This is a genomic window from Intestinibacillus sp. NTUH-41-i26, assembly GCF_032769475.1.
In the GTDB taxonomy this organism is placed as follows: domain Bacteria; phylum Bacillota; class Clostridia; order Oscillospirales; family Butyricicoccaceae; genus Agathobaculum; species Agathobaculum ammoniilyticum.
Genome location: NZ_CP136477.1, coordinates 2,872,253 through 2,893,164, shown reverse-complemented (window position 1 = coordinate 2,893,164; position 20,912 = coordinate 2,872,253). Strand labels below are relative to the sequence as shown.

At 61.3% G+C, this 20,912-nt stretch carries 33 protein-coding genes; all 33 read left to right on the top strand.

The genetic code is table 11. The annotated features are described in order from the left end of the window. The first annotated feature begins 66 nt into the window (after positions 1–66). The 33 genes from RX717_RS15095 to RX717_RS14935 all read left to right on the top strand — a co-directional run bounded on the left by RX717_RS15095 (position 67) and on the right by RX717_RS14935 (position 20,912). Entirely contained in the window at positions 67–255 is a 189-nt protein-coding gene (locus RX717_RS15095; RefSeq protein WP_316960453.1) for a helix-turn-helix transcriptional regulator, read from the top strand. Next, on the top strand, positions 256–474 hold the full coding sequence (locus RX717_RS15090; RefSeq protein ID WP_316960452.1) for a helix-turn-helix domain-containing protein: 219 nt from the start codon (positions 256–258) through the stop codon (positions 472–474). 35 nt (positions 475–509) lie between these two features. Next, positions 510–983, top strand: a complete 474-nt coding sequence (locus RX717_RS15085) for a helix-turn-helix domain-containing protein (RefSeq protein ID WP_107631438.1) — start codon at positions 510–512, stop codon at positions 981–983. Between the two features lie 196 nt (positions 984–1,179). After that, positions 1,180–1,629, top strand: a complete 450-nt coding sequence (locus RX717_RS15080) for a hypothetical protein (RefSeq protein ID WP_054327766.1) — start codon at positions 1,180–1,182, stop codon at positions 1,627–1,629. Further along, the gene (locus tag RX717_RS15075) at positions 1,626–2,387 is read left to right on the top strand and encodes a hypothetical protein (RefSeq protein ID WP_107631440.1); all 762 of its coding nucleotides are present in this window, start codon (positions 1,626–1,628) and stop codon (positions 2,385–2,387) included. Before RX717_RS15080 ends, RX717_RS15075 begins: the two co-directional genes overlap by 4 nt. Continuing rightward, positions 2,381–3,670: a replicative DNA helicase gene (locus RX717_RS15070; RefSeq protein WP_316960451.1), complete on the top strand. Its 1,290-nt coding sequence runs from the start codon at positions 2,381–2,383 to the stop codon at positions 3,668–3,670. Before RX717_RS15075 ends, RX717_RS15070 begins: the two co-directional genes overlap by 7 nt. Positions 3,671–3,686: 16 nt before the next feature. Next, a complete protein-coding gene (locus tag RX717_RS15065) occupies positions 3,687–4,028 on the top strand; it encodes a hypothetical protein (protein ID WP_107631442.1) in 342 nt (113 codons plus the stop codon). Further along, on the top strand, positions 4,015–4,191 hold the full coding sequence (locus RX717_RS15060; protein WP_316960450.1) for a hypothetical protein: 177 nt from the start codon (positions 4,015–4,017) through the stop codon (positions 4,189–4,191). Before RX717_RS15065 ends, RX717_RS15060 begins: the two co-directional genes overlap by 14 nt. Before the next feature lie 190 nt (positions 4,192–4,381). After that, complete coding sequence (locus tag RX717_RS15055; RefSeq protein ID WP_316960449.1) at positions 4,382–5,185, top strand: ParA family protein; 804 nt, start codon at positions 4,382–4,384, stop codon at positions 5,183–5,185. Then, positions 5,169–6,734: a ParB/RepB/Spo0J family partition protein gene (locus RX717_RS15050; RefSeq protein WP_316960448.1), complete on the top strand. Its 1,566-nt coding sequence runs from the start codon at positions 5,169–5,171 to the stop codon at positions 6,732–6,734. The genes RX717_RS15055 and RX717_RS15050 overlap by 17 nt, the downstream gene beginning before the upstream one ends. 32 nt (positions 6,735–6,766) lie before the next feature. Next, on the top strand, positions 6,767–7,648 hold the full coding sequence (locus tag RX717_RS15045; RefSeq protein ID WP_316960447.1) for a phosphoadenosine phosphosulfate reductase family protein: 882 nt from the start codon (positions 6,767–6,769) through the stop codon (positions 7,646–7,648). Then, entirely contained in the window at positions 7,645–7,965 is a 321-nt protein-coding gene (locus tag RX717_RS15040; RefSeq protein ID WP_316960446.1) for a hypothetical protein, read from the top strand. Before RX717_RS15045 ends, RX717_RS15040 begins: the two co-directional genes overlap by 4 nt. A gap of 48 nt (positions 7,966–8,013) precedes the next feature. Continuing rightward, positions 8,014–8,277, top strand: coding sequence for a hypothetical protein (locus tag RX717_RS15035; protein ID WP_316960445.1), 264 nt, complete (start codon positions 8,014–8,016; stop codon positions 8,275–8,277). Next, entirely contained in the window at positions 8,274–8,927 is a 654-nt protein-coding gene (locus RX717_RS15030) for a DNA cytosine methyltransferase (protein WP_316960444.1), read from the top strand. Before RX717_RS15035 ends, RX717_RS15030 begins: the two co-directional genes overlap by 4 nt. Next, the gene (locus RX717_RS15025) at positions 8,924–9,292 is read left to right on the top strand and encodes a hypothetical protein (protein ID WP_316960443.1); all 369 of its coding nucleotides are present in this window, start codon (positions 8,924–8,926) and stop codon (positions 9,290–9,292) included. Before RX717_RS15030 ends, RX717_RS15025 begins: the two co-directional genes overlap by 4 nt. Further along, entirely contained in the window at positions 9,292–9,639 is a 348-nt protein-coding gene (locus tag RX717_RS15020) for a hypothetical protein (protein WP_316960442.1), read from the top strand. The genes RX717_RS15025 and RX717_RS15020 overlap by 1 nt, the downstream gene beginning before the upstream one ends. Beyond that, on the top strand, positions 9,632–9,850 hold the full coding sequence (locus tag RX717_RS15015) for a hypothetical protein (RefSeq protein WP_147573910.1): 219 nt from the start codon (positions 9,632–9,634) through the stop codon (positions 9,848–9,850). Before RX717_RS15020 ends, RX717_RS15015 begins: the two co-directional genes overlap by 8 nt. A gap of 126 nt (positions 9,851–9,976) precedes the next feature. Then, positions 9,977–10,834 carry a rolling circle replication-associated protein gene (locus RX717_RS15010; protein WP_316960441.1) on the top strand — a complete coding sequence of 286 codons (858 nt, stop codon included), beginning with the start codon at positions 9,977–9,979 and terminating at the stop codon, positions 10,832–10,834. A 240-nt stretch (positions 10,835–11,074) separates the two neighbouring features. Further along, a complete protein-coding gene (locus RX717_RS15005) occupies positions 11,075–11,278 on the top strand; it encodes a hypothetical protein (RefSeq protein WP_316960440.1) in 204 nt (67 codons plus the stop codon). Beyond that, positions 11,268–11,642: an HNH endonuclease signature motif containing protein gene (locus tag RX717_RS15000; protein WP_316960439.1), complete on the top strand. Its 375-nt coding sequence runs from the start codon at positions 11,268–11,270 to the stop codon at positions 11,640–11,642. The genes RX717_RS15005 and RX717_RS15000 overlap by 11 nt, the downstream gene beginning before the upstream one ends. 213 nt (positions 11,643–11,855) lie before the next feature. Then, positions 11,856–13,112, top strand: a complete 1,257-nt coding sequence (locus RX717_RS14995) for a site-specific DNA-methyltransferase (RefSeq protein ID WP_316960674.1) — start codon at positions 11,856–11,858, stop codon at positions 13,110–13,112. Further along, positions 13,087–13,581: a phage terminase small subunit P27 family gene (locus RX717_RS14990; protein ID WP_316960438.1), complete on the top strand. Its 495-nt coding sequence runs from the start codon at positions 13,087–13,089 to the stop codon at positions 13,579–13,581. Before RX717_RS14995 ends, RX717_RS14990 begins: the two co-directional genes overlap by 26 nt. Further along, entirely contained in the window at positions 13,578–13,733 is a 156-nt protein-coding gene (locus RX717_RS14985) for a hypothetical protein (RefSeq protein ID WP_159068144.1), read from the top strand. The genes RX717_RS14990 and RX717_RS14985 overlap by 4 nt, the downstream gene beginning before the upstream one ends. A 114-nt stretch (positions 13,734–13,847) precedes the next feature. Beyond that, positions 13,848–15,515 (top strand): terminase large subunit, encoded by a 1,668-nt coding sequence (locus RX717_RS14980; RefSeq protein WP_316960437.1) that lies wholly within the window; start codon positions 13,848–13,850, stop codon positions 15,513–15,515. After that, complete coding sequence (locus RX717_RS14975) at positions 15,509–15,697, top strand: hypothetical protein (protein WP_054327791.1); 189 nt, start codon at positions 15,509–15,511, stop codon at positions 15,695–15,697. Before RX717_RS14980 ends, RX717_RS14975 begins: the two co-directional genes overlap by 7 nt. Beyond that, the gene (locus tag RX717_RS14970) at positions 15,694–16,914 is read left to right on the top strand and encodes a phage portal protein (RefSeq protein ID WP_316960436.1); all 1,221 of its coding nucleotides are present in this window, start codon (positions 15,694–15,696) and stop codon (positions 16,912–16,914) included. The genes RX717_RS14975 and RX717_RS14970 overlap by 4 nt, the downstream gene beginning before the upstream one ends. Then, positions 16,914–17,654, top strand: a complete 741-nt coding sequence (locus tag RX717_RS14965) for a Clp protease ClpP (protein ID WP_316960435.1) — start codon at positions 16,914–16,916, stop codon at positions 17,652–17,654. Before RX717_RS14970 ends, RX717_RS14965 begins: the two co-directional genes overlap by 1 nt. A 30-nt stretch (positions 17,655–17,684) precedes the next feature. Beyond that, positions 17,685–18,947, top strand: a complete 1,263-nt coding sequence (locus RX717_RS14960) for a phage major capsid protein (RefSeq protein ID WP_316960434.1) — start codon at positions 17,685–17,687, stop codon at positions 18,945–18,947. A gap of 15 nt (positions 18,948–18,962) precedes the next feature. After that, a complete protein-coding gene (locus RX717_RS14955) occupies positions 18,963–19,376 on the top strand; it encodes a hypothetical protein (RefSeq protein ID WP_316960433.1) in 414 nt (137 codons plus the stop codon). Next, on the top strand, positions 19,373–19,708 hold the full coding sequence (locus RX717_RS14950) for a head-tail connector protein (protein WP_316960432.1): 336 nt from the start codon (positions 19,373–19,375) through the stop codon (positions 19,706–19,708). Before RX717_RS14955 ends, RX717_RS14950 begins: the two co-directional genes overlap by 4 nt. Further along, positions 19,689–20,045 carry a head-tail adaptor protein gene (locus RX717_RS14945; protein WP_316960431.1) on the top strand — a complete coding sequence of 119 codons (357 nt, stop codon included), beginning with the start codon at positions 19,689–19,691 and terminating at the stop codon, positions 20,043–20,045. Before RX717_RS14950 ends, RX717_RS14945 begins: the two co-directional genes overlap by 20 nt. Beyond that, positions 20,035–20,481, top strand: a complete 447-nt coding sequence (locus tag RX717_RS14940; RefSeq protein WP_316960430.1) for an HK97 gp10 family phage protein — start codon at positions 20,035–20,037, stop codon at positions 20,479–20,481. The genes RX717_RS14945 and RX717_RS14940 overlap by 11 nt, the downstream gene beginning before the upstream one ends. Next, positions 20,478–20,912: a phage tail terminator family protein gene (locus RX717_RS14935; protein ID WP_316960429.1), complete on the top strand. Its 435-nt coding sequence runs from the start codon at positions 20,478–20,480 to the stop codon at positions 20,910–20,912. The genes RX717_RS14940 and RX717_RS14935 overlap by 4 nt, the downstream gene beginning before the upstream one ends.

The window sequence follows — 20,912 nt, the reverse complement described above, 5'->3', positions numbered from 1 at the left end:
TGATATGGATAACAACTAAAGGTAGTTGAAGAAAGGAGGGAGAATATGGTTTGCAGAATCGCAAAATTGAGAGAGCGTTGCTTAATGACGCAGGCACAGCTTGCAGCAGAATGTGGGGTATCGCAGCAAAGCATCAGTAAGATCGAGACTGGTAACGGCGAACCGTCGTTTTCTTTGGCTTCCAGTATCGCTCGTGCGCTCGGCTGCACCATCGACGACCTGTATTCAGACGAGAACAAACGGGAGGTGAGTTAAATGTCCGGTAAATACCTAACGATCGCAGAGGTAGCGGAGCGCTGGCTCTGCTCGAAAGACTACGTCCGCAAGCTGATCGTCAGTGGTCAACTGTCAGCGACCAAGCTCGGCGGGTGGAAAGTCCGGCAGGACGAGCTGTTACGATACGAAAAAGCAAAGGAAAAAGCCGACATGGAATACCTGCGCCAGCAGCGCGTGGGCTTTGTCCCTGGCATTTGACCGCATTATAGCACGAAATGGAGGATTGAGCCAGTGTGCGAAACGAACGAAATATCTATCAAACTGCGCGCGAGCTAAAGGGTTTGACGCAGGAAACCGCTGCGGAGCGCATAGGCGTTTCCGTGGACACAATGGGCGCATATGAGCAGGATCGCCGCCGCCCGCCGGACAGCACGGTTTTGCGGATGGCGCAGGTCTATGATTTCCCGTATCTCTGCTATCAGCATATCGCATCGGGCGAGCTGGGCGGGGTGCTGCCGGAGGTGCAGTCGAGGCCGTTGGAGCAGGCGACAATGCGGCTGTATCGGCTGATTGGGAAATTCGCCAGAGATGGGCGGCTGGATCAACTGATGGAGATTCACGAGGACGGTATAATTACCGCCGAGGAGCGTCCACTGCATGACGCGATCATGGAAGAGCTGCGGGATATCATTGCAACCGGCATGGAATTGGATTATGCAACGCAATGGCAAAAGGAAAGCGCCCAGGGCGGCGGCAACCGCGACTGAGCGCAAAGAAATAAAAGCTACTTACAGGATAAAACAAAAACCCTGCGCTGTCAAGAGGCGGCGCAGGGGAAACGGAGGAATAAACGATGGTTACAAATTGGCTGTTGATGATGCTGGGGATAGGGTGCCTGTATCTGGCGATCGGGATTTGTATGGACCGGTTGCTCGGCCGTGCGCTGGAGAGGAGGGGGCGGCGGTGAAAGTCACCGAGGCCCTGCTGGCCGAACGACTGACAGCGCGGCGCGCTGTGCAAGCGGCGGCTCCCGCCTCTGTCCCGCACGGACGGGAGGGAAAAAGGGAGCGCTGGACGGCCGAGCAGACCGCGCGGCTGATTGAGCTATGGACAGAGGGGACCCGCGATTATGTGCAGCTTGCCGATGCAGTCGGTGCAACGGTCGAGCGTACCCGCCGCAAAATCGACAACCTGGTCGCGGCGGGCCGTCTGCCGCCGCGCGCTGGGGATAAGGACCGGAGCAGTCCGGCCCTGTCTCCGCATGCCTCCGAGGCCACAGCGGATAAAGCGGAGCCGCCTGCGTTGCCGGACGCAAATGCAGCGCTGGCCGAGCTGGAGGCTCTGCTTACGCGCGCCGCTGCGATCGTGCAGGCGCTGCGCGTGCTGACAGGGGGAGGGGGCGGTAAAGGATGACTTATCATTTCGACGGCCGGATCGCTGCCATGTATGGCGTGGATGAGGCGGTCTTTATCGCCATGCTTCAATTTTGGATCGCAAAAAACGAAGCCAACGACCGCCATTTCCATGACGGCCGGTACTGGACATATAACAGCATCCGTGCAATGGAAAGGCTGTTTCCCTGGTGGAGCAAGCGGCAGATCGAGCGCATCGTCAAAAAACTGAAAGACGCCGGGGTCGTGCTGACGGCAAATTACAACCGAGACAGCCATGACCGGACGCTGTTTTATTCGCTCGATGAGAGTAAATTGCCCATTTCCCCGTTTTGTCGCGAGCTGTCCCCAAACGGTGACAGCACCCCGTCCCCAAACGGTGACGACTTGGCACCAAACGGTGAAATGTATAAGGAACAGTTAAATACACAGTTAAAAGAAGAAGAGGAAAAGCCGGACGGGAATATCAAACCGCTGGAACTGATGGAGCGGTATAACACGATCTGCACCGGTATGCCGCAGGCGGTCAAGCTGACGGAGAAACGGGCGAAAGCGGTGCGTCGTCTTTACGCAACCGGCTATACGTCCGAGCAGCTGATCGATGTATTTTACCGCGCGCAGGCAAGCAGCTTTTGCACGGGCAGCAACGACCGGGGCTGGCGGGCAGATTTCGACTGGCTCATGAGCGAAAATAACCTGGTCAAGGTGCTGGAGGGCAAGTACGGCGGCAGCGCCGCGCCTGCACCGCACCGTCAGAACGGAGGATACGAGCAATGGTAGAAAAGGCAACGCTGGACGCGGAATACAGCGTGATCGGCTGCCTGCTGGTGGACCCGTCGATCGTGGGCGAGCTGATTAGCCTGACACGGGCGGAGGATTTCAGCATCCCCGAGCTGCGCACGGTGTATCAGGCGGCGGTGCGGTTGTTTACGGCGGGACGGCCGGTGGACGCGGTAACCATTCGCGGCGTCTGCGGCGCGGAGTATAACAACCTGCTGCTGCAGTGCATGGATATCACGCCGACGGCGTTCGGCTGGAAAACGTATATAGCCGCGATGCAGGAGCAGACGCGGGTGCGGCGGCTGCGGGCGCTCGCAGAGCAGCTTGCAGAGGTGCGGACAAGCACGCAGGCACGCGAGCTGATCGGGCAGGCGGGCGAAATACTCAGCGAGAAAAACCGGACGCGGGTCGTGACGATGGACCAGGCGCTGCTGCAGTTTTTCACCGAGCAGGGGGAAAAACGGAAATTTATCAGCTACGGGCTGGACAAGCTGGACCGGCGGCTGTACTCGGATCACGGGGATTTTGTGGTGCTGGCGGGGCGGCCCTCGGCGGGCAAAACCGCGCTGGCGCTGCAGATGGCGGCGCACATGGGGCAGCAGGAGCGGGTCGGCTTTTACAGTCTGGAGACCAGCCCCGCAAAGCTGACCAACCGCCTGGTGGCGAACCGCTGCATCATCGATTTCGCGCGCATCAACCGGCGCGAAATGACCGACGAGGAATGGCAGCGGGCGGCGACGTGGAAAAAGGAGGTCACCGCGACCGATCTGGAGCTGGTCCATGCGCCGGGCTGGGGCGTGCAGGATATCCTGACCACCGCGCTGGCGCGGCGGCAGCGGATCGTGTTCATCGACTACCTGCAGGAGCTGCGGGGGCGCGGGCGCGACCGGTTCGAGCAGGTGACCAATATTTCGCTCGACCTGCACACGATGGCGCAGGAGCACGGCATCCTGGTTGTGGCGCTCAGCCAGTTTTCCCGCGCCGCGGCCAGCCGCGCGGACGCCGCGCCCACGCTGACCGACCTGCGCGAATCCGGCCAGATCGAGCAGGACGCGGACGCAGTGCTGGCGCTGTATCTCGATCCGGACGAGGACGCGCCTGCGGACGACCGCAAACTGCGTGTGCTGAAAAACAAAGAGGGGCGGCTGGGCGAGTTTTCGCTGTCGTTTGACGGCCAGCACCAGCTTTTTGCCGAGTATATGGACGGGCAGCTCGCCGCCGCGCGCCATGTGGCGCGCGTGGAGAAAAGCCACCGCGGGCAGCAGGAAATAGAAAGCGCATAGGAAACGGAGGAGCAAAATGGGACGACTGACATGGAAAACCCCAGACGGGGTATGGGGCGTTAAGGGCGTAGAATGGGGCGAGGTGCCGCAGGCACTGTACGGCCCGCTGTGCAAGCTCAAGGACTACGAGGATGTATGCGATTCGCCGCGTGTGGCGGCATCGTATCTGGACGGCGATCTCGGGCCGGTGCAGTACAGGCTGATTGACAGGGAGCACAATGTTTACCAGTGCGGGGAATGCGGGCATATCGCGCGGTTTGAGGCGGACGGACCGCATGAAAACGGCTGGAACACCTGCCCGAGCTGCGCCCGCATGATCGCGGACGCGCCGGAGGAGGACGACGATGAACCTGCGTGAAGTAATCAAAATCCTGCGCTTTGAGCGCCGCCGCGTGCTGGCAATGAGCAGGGTATGCGAGCCGGAATTTGCAGGGGACTACCTGCGCACCGCCCGCGCGCTCGGTATCGCGGTCGAGGTGCTGGAGCGCGTGAGCGGTAAGCACCGAAGAAAGGATGATTAACAATGTTGAAAGTGAAAATGAACAGAAAAAAGTCAAATATCAAATACGCGGGAGATATGACGGAATTATATTGGAATCTTGCCACGCTTATTTCTTCCCTTTGCGCTGCGTTAAATGAGGACCCAAAAGGGGAGGGCGATCGCCTTTTTCGGAAAATGAAATGGTATTTTAACCAGGAGGACAGTACGCCGTGAAAACTATCTCTATTGTCAATCTGAAAGGCGGCGTCGGCAAGACCGTGACCGCCGTGAATCTGGCGGCGATCCTGGCGACCGAATACGGCGCGCGGGTGCTGCTGATCGACGCGGACCATCAGGGCAACGCGTCGAAATTTTACCGGATACCGGCCGAGCCAGGCAGCCTCGCGGACCTGTTTGAGGGCATGGCGGCCTGTTACACAGACCTGATCCAGCACACGATTTACCGCGGGCTGGACGTGATTCCCGCGGACATGTCGCTGGCGGCGCTCGACCTCGACGGCAGCCTGCCGGACGACGTGCATGGCGGGACACCGCGCGAGCGTGCGCTGCGTGCGCTCACCGATCTGCGCGACGCGGTGATCGAGGACGACGCATATGATTATATCATCATAGACTGCCCGCCCGCGTTCTCGCTCGCGTCCATCTCAGCGATCGCGGCGAGCACGGATATTGTGATCCCGCTCAAGCCGGGCGGCTTTGAGATCGACGGCATGGCCGAGCTGACGCGGCAGGTGGAAAGCGTGCGGCGCGTCAGCCCGTCGGTACGGATCGCGGGCGTGCTGCTGACCATGTGGTACAACGATCCGGACATAATCGGGGTGGAGGACTGGCTGCGGAAAAACAGCGGGCAGCGTGTGTTTAACAGCCATATCCGGCTGTCGCGGCCGGTAGATAAGTCGGTTTTGGGAGGCGAGCCGATCTGCCAATGGTCGCCCACCTCGGGCGCGGCACGGGATTACCGCGCATGGGTGCGGGAGTACCTGGGAGGTGTGGACGATGGCGAAACGGCTTGACGTAGGCGCGCTGCTGGGCGCGGCGGTGTCCGACTCGAACCCCATGCAGGTGCATGACATCCCGCTGGCCAAGATTGACGAGAATGAGGACAACCGCTACGACCAGCGGAACATTGACGAGCTGGCAGAGAGCATCCAGGTGGTCGGCCTGCAGCAGCCGCTGGTCGTGCAGGCAAATGGCGAGCGGTATCTGCTGATTGCAGGGCATCGCCGCCGGAATGCGCTGGCCCTGCTGGGCCGCAAAACCGCGCCCTGTATCGTGCTGGCCGCAGACCTCGACCCGTCGCGGCGCACGCTGATCCTCCACTGGACGAATACGTTGGCCCGCGGCGGCGCGGGCCTGACTAGCGAGGGCACATTCGAAGCCGCCAAGGAGATAAAGGAGGCGCTGCTCGATCTCAAGCAGCGCGGCGTGCTCGAGCTGCCGGGCAAGCTGCGCGCCTACGTTGCGGACGTGCTCAAGGTCAGCGAGGCCGCGATCGCGCGGGCGGATGCGATCAACGCGCACCTGTCCAAGCCGTGGAAAGGCGACTACAAAAAAGGCAGCATCAAAGATTCGGTTGCCTACGAGCTGAGCCAGTGCAGTGAGGAGCTGCAGCGCGAGCTGTACGACTTATATAAGGGCGATTTCTGGCAGTTGGATGCTAAGGACGTGAAAGCGCATAAAAAGGCTGCGGCTGCCGGATTCGCACCGCTGAAATGCCCAGAGGAAACGTATGGCGTGGAGCCATGCGTCGGTATAGATAAGCGCGCGGCGGCGGTGAAGCACGGGGTATGTCCTGGCTGCTGCCATGACTGTGATAAGGCAGACGGCTGCGAATGGGTGTGCGGCAGGGTGAGCAGGAAGAACCGCACCCGCGCCGAGGCCGAGGAGCAGGAAGCAAAGCGCAGAAAGGAAAACGACGATTTCGAGGCATCGACGCTTGGTAAGCTGCGCCGCCAGCTGCAAGAACGGCTGGCAGCATATGGCGTGCATAGTGCGCGCGACCTTTCGAACGTTGTGTTTTGCGATTGGATATGGACGGACAATCCGGCAGCATATTACAGCGATCTTTCCCTGTCGGATCTGCTCAAAATCACAGATCAGATTGGCATCGATCTGCAGGAGCTGCTGTTCGGCAATCCGGTGGGCGCGCCGCTGCGGGAGCTGGCGCAGGGGATGGAGCAGGCGGTGGCCGCGCCGCCGCAGGTCAATGTAAACAGCCATGTGTGCGTGACGGGGCTGAGCAGATACGGCGTATGCGGAGCAGCGCAGTGCTGCGATGAGCCTTACGCGTGCTGCATCGCCTGTTCAAAGGATTGTAACGGCCGTTGTGGTTGGCTACCGAAAGCTACGCCGCAGCCCGCGCCGGTCTGGCACCCGTATCCGGCCGAGCAGCCGGACGAGGGGCATGTGGTGCTTGTGTGTAATGACAGCGGACTCTATGATGCGCTGCTTTATCGGGGTGGTAAATGGTATCTGCCAAAGTTTCCCAATGCGCATCCGGTGACCGTTCGCGCGAAGTTTTGGTCGGATACGCTGCCGCCGACCGGTATCACGTCACCTTGAGAGCATGCACGAGAATCAAAGTGGAGAAAAGGATGGACAAAGAACAGAAAACCATTGAGCGGCTGAAACTGGCAGCGGAAATGAGCGAAACCTACTACGGCAAACCACTGATCGTAACCACCAGCGGGGGTAAGGATTCGGATGTGTGCATCGCGCTCGCGCTGGCGGCAGGGATCAACTTTGAGGTGCAGCACAACCACACCACCGCGGACGCGCCGGAGACCGTGTACCATGTGCGGGACACGTTCCGGCGGCTGGAAGCCAAAGGAATCCAATGCACGGTAAACTGGCCGACATACAAAGGCGCATCGGTGACGATGTGGAGCCTGATCCCGCAAAAGCTGATGCCGCCGACGCGCCTGATGCGCTACTGCTGCTCGGTGCTGAAAGAGGGCGGTGGGGCTGGCCGCATGATTACAACCGGCGTGCGGTGGGCGGAAAGCGCCAGCCGACGAAATAAGCGCGGCATTTACGAAAGTCTGCCGCACGATCTCAGTAAGAAAATCATTATCAACAATGACAATGATGATAAACGTCAGTTATTTGAAAACTGCAAATTGCAGGCAAAACGCGTCTGCAATCCAATAGTGGATTGGACGGATAATGACGTTTGGGATTACATCCGAAGCGAACACATCGAGACGAATCCGCTGTATGCGTGTGGATTTGACCGCGTTGGCTGTGTCGGCTGCCCGATGGCAGGGAAAAAAGGCAGGCAGTTTGAATTTGCGCGATACCCAACATTTGAACGAGCTTATATCCATGCGTTTGACAGGATGCTGAAAATGCGCGTAGTGCGCGGCAAACTGGACGGTTCGTGGCGTATCGGAACAACCGGCAAGGATGTGTTCCACTGGTGGATGGAGGACGGCGTGCTGTCGGGGCAGATTGGATTTGATGAGGAACAGGAATGACACGGGAAGAAGCGATTAAATTTGCAGAACACGCCGTGAATATGACCGGCAAATCAGAGGTCAAAGAGTTTTACAGGATGGCCGCGGCCGCTCTCGCCCAGCCCGGCAACGAGCCGCTGTCGGTCCTTGTGCTGGACGAGCCAGATCGGGAATATATCGACTATATTTGCCCTAAGTGCAAAGAGATTATTTCCCAGCGTAGGCGAGGCCAACACATGAGCACGGTCTATCAGTGCAAATATCACGACAGATGCGGGCAGCGTGTTGATTGGGCGAATCCAGAGCCTGACCGCCGCCCGCCGGAGGGAGAAGCATGACGGACGAGGCCGTGGGGATGGTGATGGAGAGATGGGAGGCGATGAAAGATGGCAAGACCGATTGATGCATATGTGTTAAACAATGATCTCGTATCTTGGTACAATGACACCGAAGATGAAAAGGAAAAATCTATCCTACGGCGGGTGATGCAGAGAGTGGTTCAAGCGCCTACAATCACCCCGCCGAACGAGCCGTTGACGTGCGAGGGATGCTATTACATCAAAAATAACGACTATTCGCCGTGCGCATGGTGCATTCGGTCGAAAGAAAACGAAGATTACTACCGCCGTCCGCCGGAGGAAGACGCATGAAAGTACTGGTAGCCTGCGAAGAATCGCAGGAGGTCTGCAAGGCGTTTCGGGCGCTGGGGCATGAGGCGTACAGCTGCGATATTGAGCCGTGCAGCGGCGGGCATCCCGAATGGCACCTGCAAGTGGATGCGCTGGAACTGCTGAAAATGCAGTGGGACATGATCCTGGCGTTCCCGCCGTGTACCTACTTGACAGCTGCCGGAGCGGTGCGGCTGTATAATGCAGACCACACGATCAAAGACGAGGGCAGGGACGCAAAAGGGAGAGCAGCAAAACAATTTTTCCTCGCGTTCTTTAACGCGGATTGTTCCAAGATTGCAATTGAGAACCCTGTACCCCTGAAAAGATATGGGCTGCCGCCGTACTCGCAGATAATAGAGCCGTATATGTTTGGGCACCCGTGGAGAAAAAGGACATGCCTCTGGCTGAAAGGGCTGCCGTCGTTGATGGCAACGGATATTGTTATCCCGGAGGGATTGTGGGTGGGCAGTACATCAGCAAAAAGAGACCCTGCATTAAAAGACAGGTATTTTCTGAGTTCAAATCGAGATTCAAAACTACGCGCAAAAACATTTCAGGGGATTGCCCGCGCAATGGCCGAGCAGTGGGGCGGTATATGTCCATCGGAGGGAGAAGAGGTCACCAAATGAAATGTAACGATTGCGGATATTTGGGGTGGGGCGATGACGAGGGGGAGATCGTCTATGGTTGGTGTAGAGTACGTCAGTATTGCCCAGACCTTGGAATTGAAAGAGATTGTTCGAGTTTCCTCAAAAAGCGGCCGGATGCCCTCTCCACGCTCCAGACCGAAAACGAGAAGCTGCGGTCCGAGCTGGAGCAGGTAAAGCGGGAGAAGGATGCGGCGGCAAGCGATCTGGAAAGCGTTATGGCCTATCGCGGTGATAATTTAGACACTTGTCAATTCTGCAAAAGCGGCCAGTGCTATGTAAGGGGCGGGACAAAACAGTGCCTCCCGCAATGGCGCGGCCCAAAGGAGGGAAAGGAGAATGCCTGATGACCAGAACGAGAAAAAAAGTGAAACTGGAAAAATGCTCTAAACCCGAATTGATTTGGGTGATACGGAGAATGTGCCAGTATGCGCTCTCAGAGCGGGAGCTGCGGCTTGCACTGAACGACCTCGAATATAAACGCGAAAGTGACCGGATCGAAAAGGCAAACGCACTGCTGGCCGAGCAGCGCGTCGCGACCGAACAGTATATTGATCTGCTACGACGCTGTGAGGGGAAAGCAATTAAAGATATCCCACCCAAAACGCTGGAGCAGGCTGATGCAGCGCTTTCCAGAGCGCGTGCTGCTGATCGGGCGTGGCGTAAACTGATGGGGGTGAAAAGCGATGAATAAAGACTTGGACTGCTGTACGCATTACAACCGGCAGGGCTATTATACCGGCTATGTGATGCTTCCCGTTTTCCGCGTCCGCATCTGCCGGAACTGCGGCGAGGTGCATGCCGAGTGGAGCAGGGCGGCAAACCTCCTGTTTATGGGACTGTTCCGCTGGTTTTGGAGTGGCAAAGTGCATATTTTGGGACGCTGGTCAGACGATGAATTGTAAAAAAGAGCATTAAAAGATTGACAAACCCGAAATTTGCGGATATTCTGAAAAATCATAAAAACGAGGGGTGGGAGGCTGCGGCCTCCCAGTACCCGTTTCAGTGTCCAAATTGAACACGGAGGGCAAATGAAACGACGCAAAACAACGCGCGCGGGTCGTTTGGTATGGGATGTGATTTACACTGTACCGCGACCGAATGCAACGCAACAGGAGCGAAAGAGCATCCGCGAAGTGACCTCCGAACAGGTCGCGCAGACAAATTGCAATACCGCGCAGCGCAAGCTGGAAATGCTGATGGCTGCCAATTTCGAGCCAGACGATTTGGTGTTTTCGTTAACTTACCGTGACGAAGATCTTCCGGCAAGCCCTGATGTCACGCGGCGGCGACTCGCCAAAGTATTCTCACAGCTTCGCGCCTACCGTCGGGCGCGCGGCCTGCCGGAGCTGAAATACATCTATGTGCTGGAGGGACGGCATGGGGACCACCGGCCGCATGCGCATCTGATTCTCAATGCCGTCGGCGGTGACCTCGATCTGATGAGGTCGCTATGGGTATGGGGAGATAATGTTGATCTCAACTATATCGAGGATCGTGGTTATGATGTTTGGGCCGGTTACTTTACTAAGGAGCGGCGTGAAGCCAGCCTTAACGGGAAAAAGCAGTTTGTCGGCAGCCGCAACCTTGTGCGCCCGACCGTCACCTATCAATGGGTGGACGATGCGGCGATGATCGACCCACCGCCAGGCGTGCAGGTGATTGATGACAGCGGCATCAAGCGAAATGCTTATGCGTCCTGCCGTTATCTCAAGTACATGGTGCCGAAGCGAAAACCAAGGAAACCAAAAAGGGAAAACAATGGAAATCTACGCGCACGCACGCGCGTAGTTGCTGACTTGGAATGGTCTGTAACATCTCACACGGGCATGGAGAAAAAACCGCGACCACCTCGACAAACCCGAAAAACAGCGTATAATAGGAGATAAGGAGTTACCATGATCAAAAACGGATGGTACTGCTGCCCGTATTGCGGCAAGAAACTGTTTCCGGTTGAGCCGGACACTACAGCGCACAATTTGCCGCAGCGATGCAAAGGCTGTAAGCGCCAGCTATATGTGAATATTCCACCAGTGCCAAGTGCCGATGTGCCAAGTGCCGATTGACCAAACCCCAAGTGAGGGGTGCGGTCGGTCGGCTTTTTCTTTTGCCCGAAAGGAGGGCGCGCCATGAAAACCATAGCCGAAATGATACCGGAATACGAGGCCAACCTGGACGCGCTGCGGGCGCGGCGGCTGGAACTTCTGGAGCAGCGCCGGACCGAGCCGCGCTTTGAGCTCCGGTACCGGCTCACCGGCCGCATCGTGGCGATCAACCAGATCATCGCCAGCACCACGGCGGCGCTGGCGGCCATGATGGACTATGGCAAGTAAGCCGCTGCGTCCCTGCCTGCACCCAGGCTGCACGGCGCTGGTGCGTGGCGGCTACTGCGAGCGGCACCGGCCGCCGCGCGTGGAGAGGCGCAGCGAGGACAGCCGCCGCTGGCGGCGCTGGTACAGCCTGCCGGTCTGGACTGACGACCTGCGGCCGGAGCAGCTTGCCCGCGAGCCGTTCTGCCGAGAGTGCGCTGCTCACGGCCTGCGGGTGTACGCCACCGACGTGGACCATGTCGTGCCGCACGATGGCGACTGGTCGAAGTTTATCGACCCAGAGAACCTGCAAAGCCTTTGTCACTCGTGCCACGGCCGCAAAACCGCCGCCGAAAGCAGGGCAAAGGCGCGCGGCAAACGCCGGTGACCGGCCGGACGCTCGGACAGGCGCGGCGCGGGCCTGACGCGCCCGAACCCTGGCGGGAAATCCGTGGATTTCCCGTACATCCCCCCACCCTGGAAAAGTTTCGGGGCGGGGTGCGTAAGACCGCAGGCCCCCCTCCGCGTGGGATTTTCTCCCCACGGCGGGAAAACGATGGTCAACTGTGTCCCCATAGCGGGAGGAAACGAGGTGAATCGAATGGAAACGACAACAAAACTGGAGCTGCTCGACCCCGCGACGCTGATCCCGTCCGCGGCAAACCCGCGGGTGCATAGCCAGCGGCAGATCCGCGAGCTGCGCGCCAGCCTGCGCGAGTACGGCGTGGTGTCGCCGGTGCTGGTGGATCAGGAGCGGAACATCATCGCGGGGCATGCGGTGGTGGAGGCGGCGCTCGCGGAGTGCGTGCCTGCCGTGCCGTGCGTGTATGTGGAGCATCTGACGCCCACCCAGCGTAAGGCCTACATGATCGCATCAAACCGCCTTGCTGAGAAATCCCATTGGGACGACGGCCTGCTGGACGCCTGCCTGCAGGAGCTGTTCGACGCGGGCTTTGACCTGCGGCTGACGGGCTTCGGGGAGTACCGGCTGTCCGACGCGCTGGCGCGGGACACCGCGCCCGACCTGCCCGACGGGGGTCAAGAAATTGACCAGTGCAGGAGGGGCGACCTGTGGGAGCTGGGGAGCCACCGCCTGCTGTGCGGTGACGCGACCAGACCGGAGGACATGCGGCGGCTGATGCGGGACGAGCGGGCGTGGCTGCTGCTGACCGACCCGCCGTATAACGTGGATTACCACGGCGGCACGGCCGAGCATCTGACGATCGCAAACGACAACCTGCCCGCGGACCGGTTCCAGGCGTTCCTCACCGACGCGCTGACGGCGGCGCGCGGGGCGCTGATGCCCGGCGCGGCGTTTTACATCTGGTACGGCGCGTCCAGCACGATGCAGTTCCTTGCGGCCTGCCAGGCGGCAAAGCTGCCCGTCCACGCTTACCTTGTATGGGTCAAAAACCAGTTTGTGCTGGGGCGGCAGGACTACAACTGGCAGCACGAGCCGTGCCTTGCGGGCGGGCTTGCGCCTGCGGATTACGACGGGTGCCTGTACGGCTGGGACGCACGGGCGGGTCACCGCTGGTTCGGCGGGGACGGGCAGGGCACGGTGTATTTCTGCGACAAGCCGCAGGAGAGCGCGGAGCATCCGACGATGAAGCCAGTGGAGCTGTTCGCACGGCAGATACGGAACAGCACGAAAAAGGGCGAGCTTGTGCTGGACCCGTTCTGCGGCTCGGGTACGGCGGTGCTTGCCGCCGAGACCTACGGCCGCAGGTGCAGGGCGATGGAGCTGTCCCCGCATAACTGCGATGTGATCATCCGGCGGTGGGAGGAAATGACCGGCCGCAAGGCCGTGCTGCTGGAGGGAGGTGCGGCCGATGGCGGGACCGAGACAGCCGATTGACCTGCTGGAATACAAGGGAAACAAGCACCTGACCAAAGCCGAGGCCGAGGCGCGGCGCGCGGCCGAGGTGAAAGCGCCGCCGCCCAAAAGCAAGCGGGTGAAGCCTCCGGCCTACCTGCCGGAGAGCCTGCACAAAAAGTTCCGCACGCTGGCAAAGCAGCTCATCGAGATCGGCATTTTAGCGGAGATCGATTACGACTGCCTGGCGCGCTACCTGCTGGCCGAGCAGGCGTACCTGGCGGTCACCGAGCAGGTCAACCGCGCGATCGCGAATCAGGCGATCTCGCTGCTGGAGGACCTGTCCAAAACGCAGACGCGGTATTTCAACCAGTGCGACCGCGCGGCGGCCGCGCTGGGCCTGACGATCTCCAGCCGGTGCCGTCTGGTGGTGCCGAAGCCGCCCGAGGACGAGGCGGCGGGCGACCCGATAACATCTGTTCTGGGTAGGGAAAGGCGGCGCAGGGCATGAAAAACGGAATCATGTGCAGCCTGCTTTGCCCAATGATCAACAAGTACGGCTTTTGCGAGAGCGCGCTGCGCCGCGTCGAGCGGGTACGGGAGTGTCCACACCGTAAAATGCGCGATCAGATGTCCAAATTGAACACCAGAAAAAAGCAATGATTTTCCGGCGCTGTGACGGGCGGCGAGAGCTGCCTGGAATGTGCTATGGCGGCAGGCGGTGTTCCGACCACCGCCCGTCCGTCACAGCGCCGGAGCGGAGAGGAGGTGCGCCGGATGTTTGACGCCGAGGCGGCGTCGTTTGTGTGTGATTTTATCGAGTGCCTGACCTGCTCGAATGGCGCGCCGTTCCGGCTCATGGACTGGCAGCGCGAGACCGTGACCGAGTTCTACGGCCAGCTGATCGAGGCCGAGGGCGGCGGGGCGGACCCCGCCGGACTGTACATCCGGCGGTACCAGTACCTCTATCTGGAGATCGCCAAGAAAAACGGCAAGTCCGAGCTTGCCGCCGCGCTGGGCGTGTACCACCTGTACGCGGACGGGGAAATCAACGGCGAGGTGTATGTCGTCGCGGCGGACCGCGACAACGCGGGCATCGTGTACGCGGCCGCGAAATGGATGGTGGAGCACTCGCCCGCGCTGAAAAAGCGCAGCCGCATCGTGGACAGCACCAAAACCATCTACGACACGGTGAGCGGCTCCAAGCTCAAGGTTTTGTCCTCGGAGGCATACAGCAAGCACGGCTACAAGCCGTCCTGCGTCATTTTCGACGAGCTGCACGCGCAGCCGAACCGCGACCTGTGGGACGTTATGACGTTCGGCGCAGGCGACGCGCGCGAGCAGCCCGTGTGGATTGTGCTGACCACGGCGGGCGACGATCCGGACCGGAAATCGATCGGCTGGGAGGTCCACGAAAAGGCGCTGTCCATCCTGCGGTGCCGCGAGGGGCGCGCCCGCGAGGGCGATATGGACGACCCGCGCTGGCTGCCGATCGTGTACGGCCTTGGCCTGATTGAGGACGAGGACGAGCTGAAGAATATCAACATCTACGACGAGGAATTGTGGCGGCGCTGCAACCCCTCGATCGGCAGGACGGTGAAGCTCAGTACCATCCGCGCGGAGGCGCAGGAGGCGGGGCGCAGCGAGGCGGCGGAGCGGCTGTTCCGCTGGCTGCGGCTCAACCAGTGGATTGCCACGCATACGGTGGGCTGGATACCGGTCACGATCTACGACAAGACGCAATGGAACCCCGAGGGGTGCGCGCACTGGCGCGACGCGGTGAAGCTGCTGCGCGGTAAGCGCTGCTTCGGCGGCGGCGACCTTTCCAAGAGCACGGACCTTACCGCGTTTACGCTGCTGTTCCCGCCCCAGGAGGGGCTGGACAAGTGGGTGGCGCTGTTCACAGGCTGGATACCGCTGGACGACATCGAGGCGCGCGAGCGCGCGGACCACGCGCCCTACCGCGACTGGATACGGGCGGGCTTTCTCCGCGGCTGCGAGGGCGACGTGATTGATTACGAGGACGTGATCGACACCATCATGCAGGCCGCCAAAGACTACGACCTGCGGATTGTTGGCTTTGACCCGTGGCTTTCCACCACGATCACCCAGCGGCTCATGTCGCTGATCGCGGGGGCGGGCAGGCCGACGCAGATCGTGGAGATTCCGCAGAGCATGAAAAGCATCAGCCCACCCATGAAAGAAATGGAACACCTCATCCGCACGCACGAGATGCTGCACGTCCACAACACGGCCGCGCGGCAGTGCTTTGCAAACGTGCGGTGCGATACGGACAGTAATGAGAATATACACCCCAACAAGAAGCGCTCACGCGGGCGCATCGACATTACCGTGAGCTGGATTATCGCGTTTGCGGCGAGCAAGCTGGCTGCGGGTCCCAGCATCAACGAAAAAGTACAAGCGGAGGATTGGAGCCTATGCTGAAAAAGATAAAAACCACGCTCTGGCTGTATCTGGACGACCTGCTGCTGATCGCGGGCGGGGCCTGCCTGTCCCGCGCGGCCGCGCTGGTCCATCCGGCGCTGGGCTGGGGCGCGGCGGGCGCGTTCCTGGTCTGGTACGGCCTGCTGGTTGCCCGTGCGGACGCGGGGAGGTGGCGTAAATGATCGCAAGCAAAGCGGCCGCGCAGTCGGTCAGCTATGAGGCGGTAGACTACGACGAGTTCCTGCAGCGCATCGCGCGCGTGTTTTCGTTGGATAACGACGCGGGCGAGATCGCGGTGTCAAACGCGGAGCGGCTCTCGCCGGTGGCGGCGGCGCACCGCATCCTGACCAACTCCATGAGCCTGCTGCCAATCGCGCTGCGGCGCAGGGCAGGCGGCGAGCGGCAGGAGCTGACCACGCGTCCCGACCTCGATTATGTGCTGCACAGCCGCATGAACGACGCGATGAGCCCCGCGATGGGCAAAAAAATCATGATGAGCCAGGCGTTTTGGCACGGCCTGGGCGCGGCGTACATCGAGCGGGACGCGGTCGGCCGCGTGACCGGCCTCATCCCGCTGCAGACGGCGGGATACCAGTACCTGAAAGACCGTGAGACCGGCCAGAGCTGGTATGCGTTCACAGTGGACGATATGGTGCGCAAGTTCCAGCCTGGGGACCTGCTGCTGTGCTTCTTCGAGAGCTACGACGGGAAATGGGGACGCGGCGTGCTCGACCTCGCCCGCGAGACTGTGGCCACCGACCGCGCGGCGCAGAAATACCTGCGCAAGTTCTACGCGGGCGGCGGGCGGCTGAGCGGCATTATCGAGATCGACACGGACGCGGACCGGAACACGCGCGCCAAGGTGCGCGACGCTTTCAACGAGTACGCTTCGAGCATGGACAACGCCTACAAGGTCGCGGTGTTGGACAAGGGGATGAAGTTCACCTCGCTCGGCGTCACGCAGTCTGAAATGCAGTTTATCGAAAGCCGCAGCTTCTCGGTGGAGGAGATCGCACGGTTTACCGGCATCCCCGAGTTTATGCTGCAGAGCGGCAAGCAGAGCTACAACAGTAACGAGCAGCAGCAGCTCGTGTTCGTAACCAACGCGCTCGTACCCCATGTGACCATGTGGGAGCAGGAATGGGCGTACAAGCTGTACACGGACGCGGAGCTGCGGGACGGCTGCTACATGCGCTTCAACGTGTCCGCGCTCATGCGCGGGGACGACGCGACGCGCAGCAAATTTTATCAGACGATGGTGTACAGCGGCATTCTGAACCCTGACGAGTGCCGCGCGATGGAGGAGCGCAACGCGATCCCCGGCGGCGCGGGGCAGCGGTTCTTTATCACGAAAAACCTGGACACCATCGACCATATTGTACAGGGGGAGGTGAAATAGTGAGGACACAGATGAACGGCTATGTCGTGTCGGACGACGACGCGGAGCTGTACCGGTATTTCGGCTTCAGCGTGGTGTCGCCGCGCGACGTGCGGCAGGCCATCGCGGATAATCCCGAGGGCGAGCCGCTGACGCTGGAGGTCAACTCGGGCGGGGGCAGCATGTTCGCGGGGTATGAGATTTACACCATCCTCAAGGCGGCGGGCATCCCGACCGAGGTGGAAATTCAGTCGCTGGCCGGTTCGGCCATGAGTGTGGCCGCGATCGGCGCGGACGTGGTGCGCGCCTCGCCGGTGGCGCAGTTTATGATCCACCTGCCGAGCCTGCGCACCGAGGGCGACAGCGTGGAGCATAAGCGCAGCCTGCAGGCGCTCGCCAGTTTCAAGGCGAGCGTGTTAAACGCCTACGAACTCAAGTGTGCGGGCAAAAAGACGCGCGGCGAGCTGGACGCCATGCTGCGCGCCGAGACGTGGATGCCCGTGCAGGACGCGATGGCGGCGGGCTTTGTGGACGCGGTACTCTACGACGAGGACGGCGTGATCGCCAGCCAGGCGGTGATGTGCGCGCAGAGCGGCATCCGCGCGCTGGCGACCGCGGGCGGCCTGCCCGACGCGGCCGAGCTGCGGGCGCGCAAGGCCGAGATGGACAAGGGCGGCAATCCGCCCCCGCAGGAGCCGGAGGGCGATAAAAACGCGCTCGCGCTGGCAAAGGCACGGCTCGAGCTGCTTAAAAATATGTGACGGGGCGGCAGCCCCAGAGAGGAGAACGATATGGATTACAGCAGGAAAATTGCCGAGCTCAAGGCAAATAAGGGCGCGCTTGTGACGCAGGCGAACGCCGCGGCGGACGCGGGCGAGCTGGACAAGCTGACCCAGCTCAATGTGCAGATTGCCGATATCAACAACCAGATCAAGGCCGTGGAGGAGCTGCGCGCGGCTTCGGGCGGGCAGGCCGAGCCGGAGGGCAGCGGCAAGCCCGCGCCGGAGGACAGGGGCAAGGACCGCCCGTTCGCTTCGCTGGGCGAGCAGCTGCGCGCGGTGATGCTGGCGGCCAAGGGTACGCCGGACAACCGGCTCGGGGCGGTAAACGCGGCGCAGGGGATCAATACCGGCAGCGGCACGGACGGCGCGTTCGCCATCCAGGAGGATTTCGCGGGCGTGATCCTGGAGACCGCCGCGACCTCGGGCGATATCCTGTCCCGCGTGGACAGCTACACGTCCGGCGCGGCGTCCAACGCGGTGCGCTTTATGACCTGCGACGAGACCGACGTCTCCGAGAGCGTGTACGGCGGCGTACAGGCGTACTGGGCGAGCGAGGCCGCGACCGTCGCCGCCAGCCGGCCGAAGTTCTACGAGACCAGGATCGACCTGGACAAGCTGATGGCGTTTATCTACATCACCGAGGAGGCGATGGAGGACATGCCGTTTATGTCCGGCCTGCTCAATAACGCGATGGCGACCGCCGCCAACCGTCTGCTGGAGGGCGCGTGCATCGACGGCGACGGCGTGGGCAAGCCGCTGGGCATCCTGCACGCACCCAGCCTGGTCACGGTGGAAAAGGAGAGCGGCCAGACCGAAATGCTGACGTTTAAGAACATCGCGCGCATGTACGGCCGCATCCTGCCGCGCTGCAAGACGGGCGCGGTTTGGGTGATGCATCCGGACATGGCCGAGGAACTGCCGTTCCTGACGCTGCCGGTAGGTACGGGCGGCGTGCCGGTGTACCTGCCGCCCACGGGCGCGACCGGCGCGCCCTACGCGACGCTGTACGGCAAGCCGATCATCGAAACCGACCATATGGCCGAGGTCGGCAAGGCGGGCGATATCGGCCTGTTCGACCTCAAGCAGTACATGCTGCTGCGCAAGGGGACGGTAAAGCAGGATATGTCCATCCACGTTGAGTTCCTGACCGCGCAGAACTGCTTCCGGCTGCAGCTGCGTGCGGGCGGCGCGCCCAAGGGCAAAAACGCGGTAAAGCTCAAAAATTCCAAGGTGCTGCGCTCGCCGTTCGTGGTGCTGGGCGCGCGGTCGTAAGGGAGGTATCACGCTATGCTGAACAACCAGAGAATAACGGAATCCATGCTGTCCGCGCCCGCGTCGCTCGCGGGCGACGGCAGCGTAACGTCCGCCTGGGCGGACATGAACAACCGCTATGATTACACCTTTCTCGTGGCGGTGGGCGCGATGGCGGCCAGCAAGGGCGTGAAGCTCGAGCTGCTCGGCTCGAACGATTCGGGCGGCAGCGGCGCGGAGCCCATCAGGGAGCTGTCCCACACGGCGGACAGCGGCGGCGAGACCGGCCGCCTGTTCGCGGTGCGCGGCAGGGTGACGCCGGACTGGCGCTATCTGGCGGTGAAGCTCACCAATCTGGACGACACCACTGCGACGGTGGCGGCGGTCATGCTGGTGTCCGACACGCTCTATGTGCCGGACGACGGCGGAGTGACCGTCCTGCAGGTATGACCGCCGCGGGACGGGCGGCTGAGGCGGACGAGCGCCTCGCCGCCTGCAAAAAATACATGAAAGTGGACTATGACGAGGACGACGAGCTGATCGCCGGTCTGATGCAGGCGAACGACGCCTATCTGAGCGGCGCGGGCGTGCGGCGGGAGGCAAATCCCGCCCAGCACGACCTGATCGTGCAGGCCATGACCTTGCAGATGTACGACGCGCGCGGCGCGGACACGCCCCAGCAGGCGCTGGAGACCGTGCCGCCCGTGGTGCGGCAGATGTTCAATCAGCTCAAATTCCGGTGCAATTACGGAGGTGCGGACGATGGCGGTACAGGCGGGTGAGATGCGGGAGCGGGCGGCCGTGTATCGGGAAGAACCCGTGACCGACGAGAACAACGAGACCGATTATGTGTATCAGCCGCTGCGCACGATCTGGGCGAATGTGACGCCCACAAGCGGCCGCACAGCTGAATTGCCGGGCGAGGCCGAGCGCGCGGAGATCACCCACAAGGTGACCATCCGCGAGGCGTCGCTGCCGGAGATTTGCCGCGGGATGTATTTCGTCGTGCGCGGCCTGCGGCTGGACGTGCTGTACTGGTATCCCATCTACAACCGGCGCGGCTGGCTGGAGATCTTCTGCCGCATGGTGCAGGGCGAGGTGCAGGCGGATGGCGCGTGATGGCATCGACCTGTCCGAGCTGGACGAATTTACGGACCGGCTGATCCAGTCCTCCAAGGAGGCAGGTAAAGCGCAGAAGAAATTCCTGCGCGATCAGGGGACCAGGCTGCGGCGCAAAACCGCGCAACGGGCGCGCGCAGAGGTACCCAAGGTGCGGGTGGAGCGTCCGCGGTATGTCCGCGAGGCGGGGCAGTACCATAAATCCATCAAGCGCGGCAAGCTGCACACTAAAAACGGCGCGCTGCGCATCCGCGTATATTCGGGCGACCCTATCGCGCATCTGATAGAGGACGGCTGGACGCCCAAGGCGCGCGACGGCAGCAGAGGAGCCGCCCAGGACGGCAAGAGCGTTTTTGAGAAAGCGTTTGAGGCGTTCACGCCAGGCTACGAAAAAGACGCTGAGGAGATGATCGACGAGATGATCCGCAAGATATGAAGATCAAGGACATTCGCGCGGCGCTGACCGCGCTGGTGCGGGAGATTGCGCCGCGCGCGCCGGTTGTGAAAACGGATGCCCGCAAGCCGGTGCCTCGTCCCTCGTTCCGCATCGACGTGCTGCCGGTGGGCGGCGGCGCGGCCTGCGGCGGGGCGCGCGAGCGCGAGGTGGACGTGGACATCTGGTATTATCCCAAAGACACGGACCACCCGCGCGACGAGTGCGACGCGGTGGCGGACAAACTGCTCGCCGCGCTGGACGGGGGCTTTGAGGCGGGCGGCATCTGGCTGCCGCTGGACGAGGACGCGAGCTGCGATACCTCGCAGGACGTGCTGGCGTGCCAGTTCAGCGTTTCGTGGGTCGAGACCGCCGCAGAGGAGGGCGAGCCGATGGAGGAACTTATTTACAACGGGGAGGAGCTGACAACCTGA

Excerpts from the sequence above, each read along its gene's own strand:
- RX717_RS14970 (WP_316960436.1), top strand. The coding sequence starts at position 15,694 with ATGATCGCAAGCAAAGCGGCCGCGCAGTCGGTCAGCTATGAGGCGGTA.
- RX717_RS14985 (WP_159068144.1), top strand. The coding sequence starts at position 13,578 with ATGAAAAACGGAATCATGTGCAGCCTGCTTTGCCCAATGATCAACAAG.
- RX717_RS15065 (WP_107631442.1), top strand. The coding sequence starts at position 3,687 with ATGGGACGACTGACATGGAAAACCCCAGACGGGGTATGGGGCGTTAAG.
- RX717_RS15025 (WP_316960443.1), top strand. The coding sequence starts at position 8,924 with ATGAAATGTAACGATTGCGGATATTTGGGGTGGGGCGATGACGAGGGG.
- RX717_RS14955 (WP_316960433.1), top strand. The coding sequence starts at position 18,963 with ATGCTGAACAACCAGAGAATAACGGAATCCATGCTGTCCGCGCCCGCG.
- RX717_RS15090 (WP_316960452.1), top strand. The coding sequence starts at position 256 with ATGTCCGGTAAATACCTAACGATCGCAGAGGTAGCGGAGCGCTGGCTC.
- RX717_RS15005 (WP_316960440.1), top strand. The coding sequence starts at position 11,075 with ATGAAAACCATAGCCGAAATGATACCGGAATACGAGGCCAACCTGGAC.
- RX717_RS15035 (WP_316960445.1), top strand. The coding sequence starts at position 8,014 with ATGGCAAGACCGATTGATGCATATGTGTTAAACAATGATCTCGTATCT.
- RX717_RS14935 (WP_316960429.1), top strand. The coding sequence starts at position 20,478 with ATGAAGATCAAGGACATTCGCGCGGCGCTGACCGCGCTGGTGCGGGAG.
- RX717_RS15075 (WP_107631440.1), top strand. The coding sequence starts at position 1,626 with ATGACTTATCATTTCGACGGCCGGATCGCTGCCATGTATGGCGTGGAT.
- RX717_RS14945 (WP_316960431.1), top strand. The coding sequence starts at position 19,689 with ATGGCGGTACAGGCGGGTGAGATGCGGGAGCGGGCGGCCGTGTATCGG.
- RX717_RS15045 (WP_316960447.1), top strand. The coding sequence starts at position 6,767 with ATGGACAAAGAACAGAAAACCATTGAGCGGCTGAAACTGGCAGCGGAA.
- RX717_RS14940 (WP_316960430.1), top strand. The coding sequence starts at position 20,035 with ATGGCGCGTGATGGCATCGACCTGTCCGAGCTGGACGAATTTACGGAC.
- RX717_RS15040 (WP_316960446.1), top strand. The coding sequence starts at position 7,645 with ATGACACGGGAAGAAGCGATTAAATTTGCAGAACACGCCGTGAATATG.
- RX717_RS15060 (WP_316960450.1), top strand. The coding sequence starts at position 4,015 with ATGAACCTGCGTGAAGTAATCAAAATCCTGCGCTTTGAGCGCCGCCGC.
- RX717_RS14980 (WP_316960437.1), top strand. The coding sequence starts at position 13,848 with ATGTTTGACGCCGAGGCGGCGTCGTTTGTGTGTGATTTTATCGAGTGC.
- RX717_RS14975 (WP_054327791.1), top strand. The coding sequence starts at position 15,509 with ATGCTGAAAAAGATAAAAACCACGCTCTGGCTGTATCTGGACGACCTG.
- RX717_RS14995 (WP_316960674.1), top strand. The coding sequence starts at position 11,856 with ATGGAAACGACAACAAAACTGGAGCTGCTCGACCCCGCGACGCTGATC.
- RX717_RS15030 (WP_316960444.1), top strand. The coding sequence starts at position 8,274 with ATGAAAGTACTGGTAGCCTGCGAAGAATCGCAGGAGGTCTGCAAGGCG.
- RX717_RS14950 (WP_316960432.1), top strand. The coding sequence starts at position 19,373 with ATGACCGCCGCGGGACGGGCGGCTGAGGCGGACGAGCGCCTCGCCGCC.
- RX717_RS14960 (WP_316960434.1), top strand. The coding sequence starts at position 17,685 with ATGGATTACAGCAGGAAAATTGCCGAGCTCAAGGCAAATAAGGGCGCG.
- RX717_RS15010 (WP_316960441.1), top strand. The coding sequence starts at position 9,977 with ATGAAACGACGCAAAACAACGCGCGCGGGTCGTTTGGTATGGGATGTG.
- RX717_RS15020 (WP_316960442.1), top strand. The coding sequence starts at position 9,292 with ATGACCAGAACGAGAAAAAAAGTGAAACTGGAAAAATGCTCTAAACCC.
- RX717_RS15000 (WP_316960439.1), top strand. The coding sequence starts at position 11,268 with ATGGCAAGTAAGCCGCTGCGTCCCTGCCTGCACCCAGGCTGCACGGCG.
- RX717_RS15070 (WP_316960451.1), top strand. The coding sequence starts at position 2,381 with ATGGTAGAAAAGGCAACGCTGGACGCGGAATACAGCGTGATCGGCTGC.
- RX717_RS15050 (WP_316960448.1), top strand. The coding sequence starts at position 5,169 with ATGGCGAAACGGCTTGACGTAGGCGCGCTGCTGGGCGCGGCGGTGTCC.
- RX717_RS14990 (WP_316960438.1), top strand. The coding sequence starts at position 13,087 with ATGGCGGGACCGAGACAGCCGATTGACCTGCTGGAATACAAGGGAAAC.
- RX717_RS15015 (WP_147573910.1), top strand. The coding sequence starts at position 9,632 with ATGAATAAAGACTTGGACTGCTGTACGCATTACAACCGGCAGGGCTAT.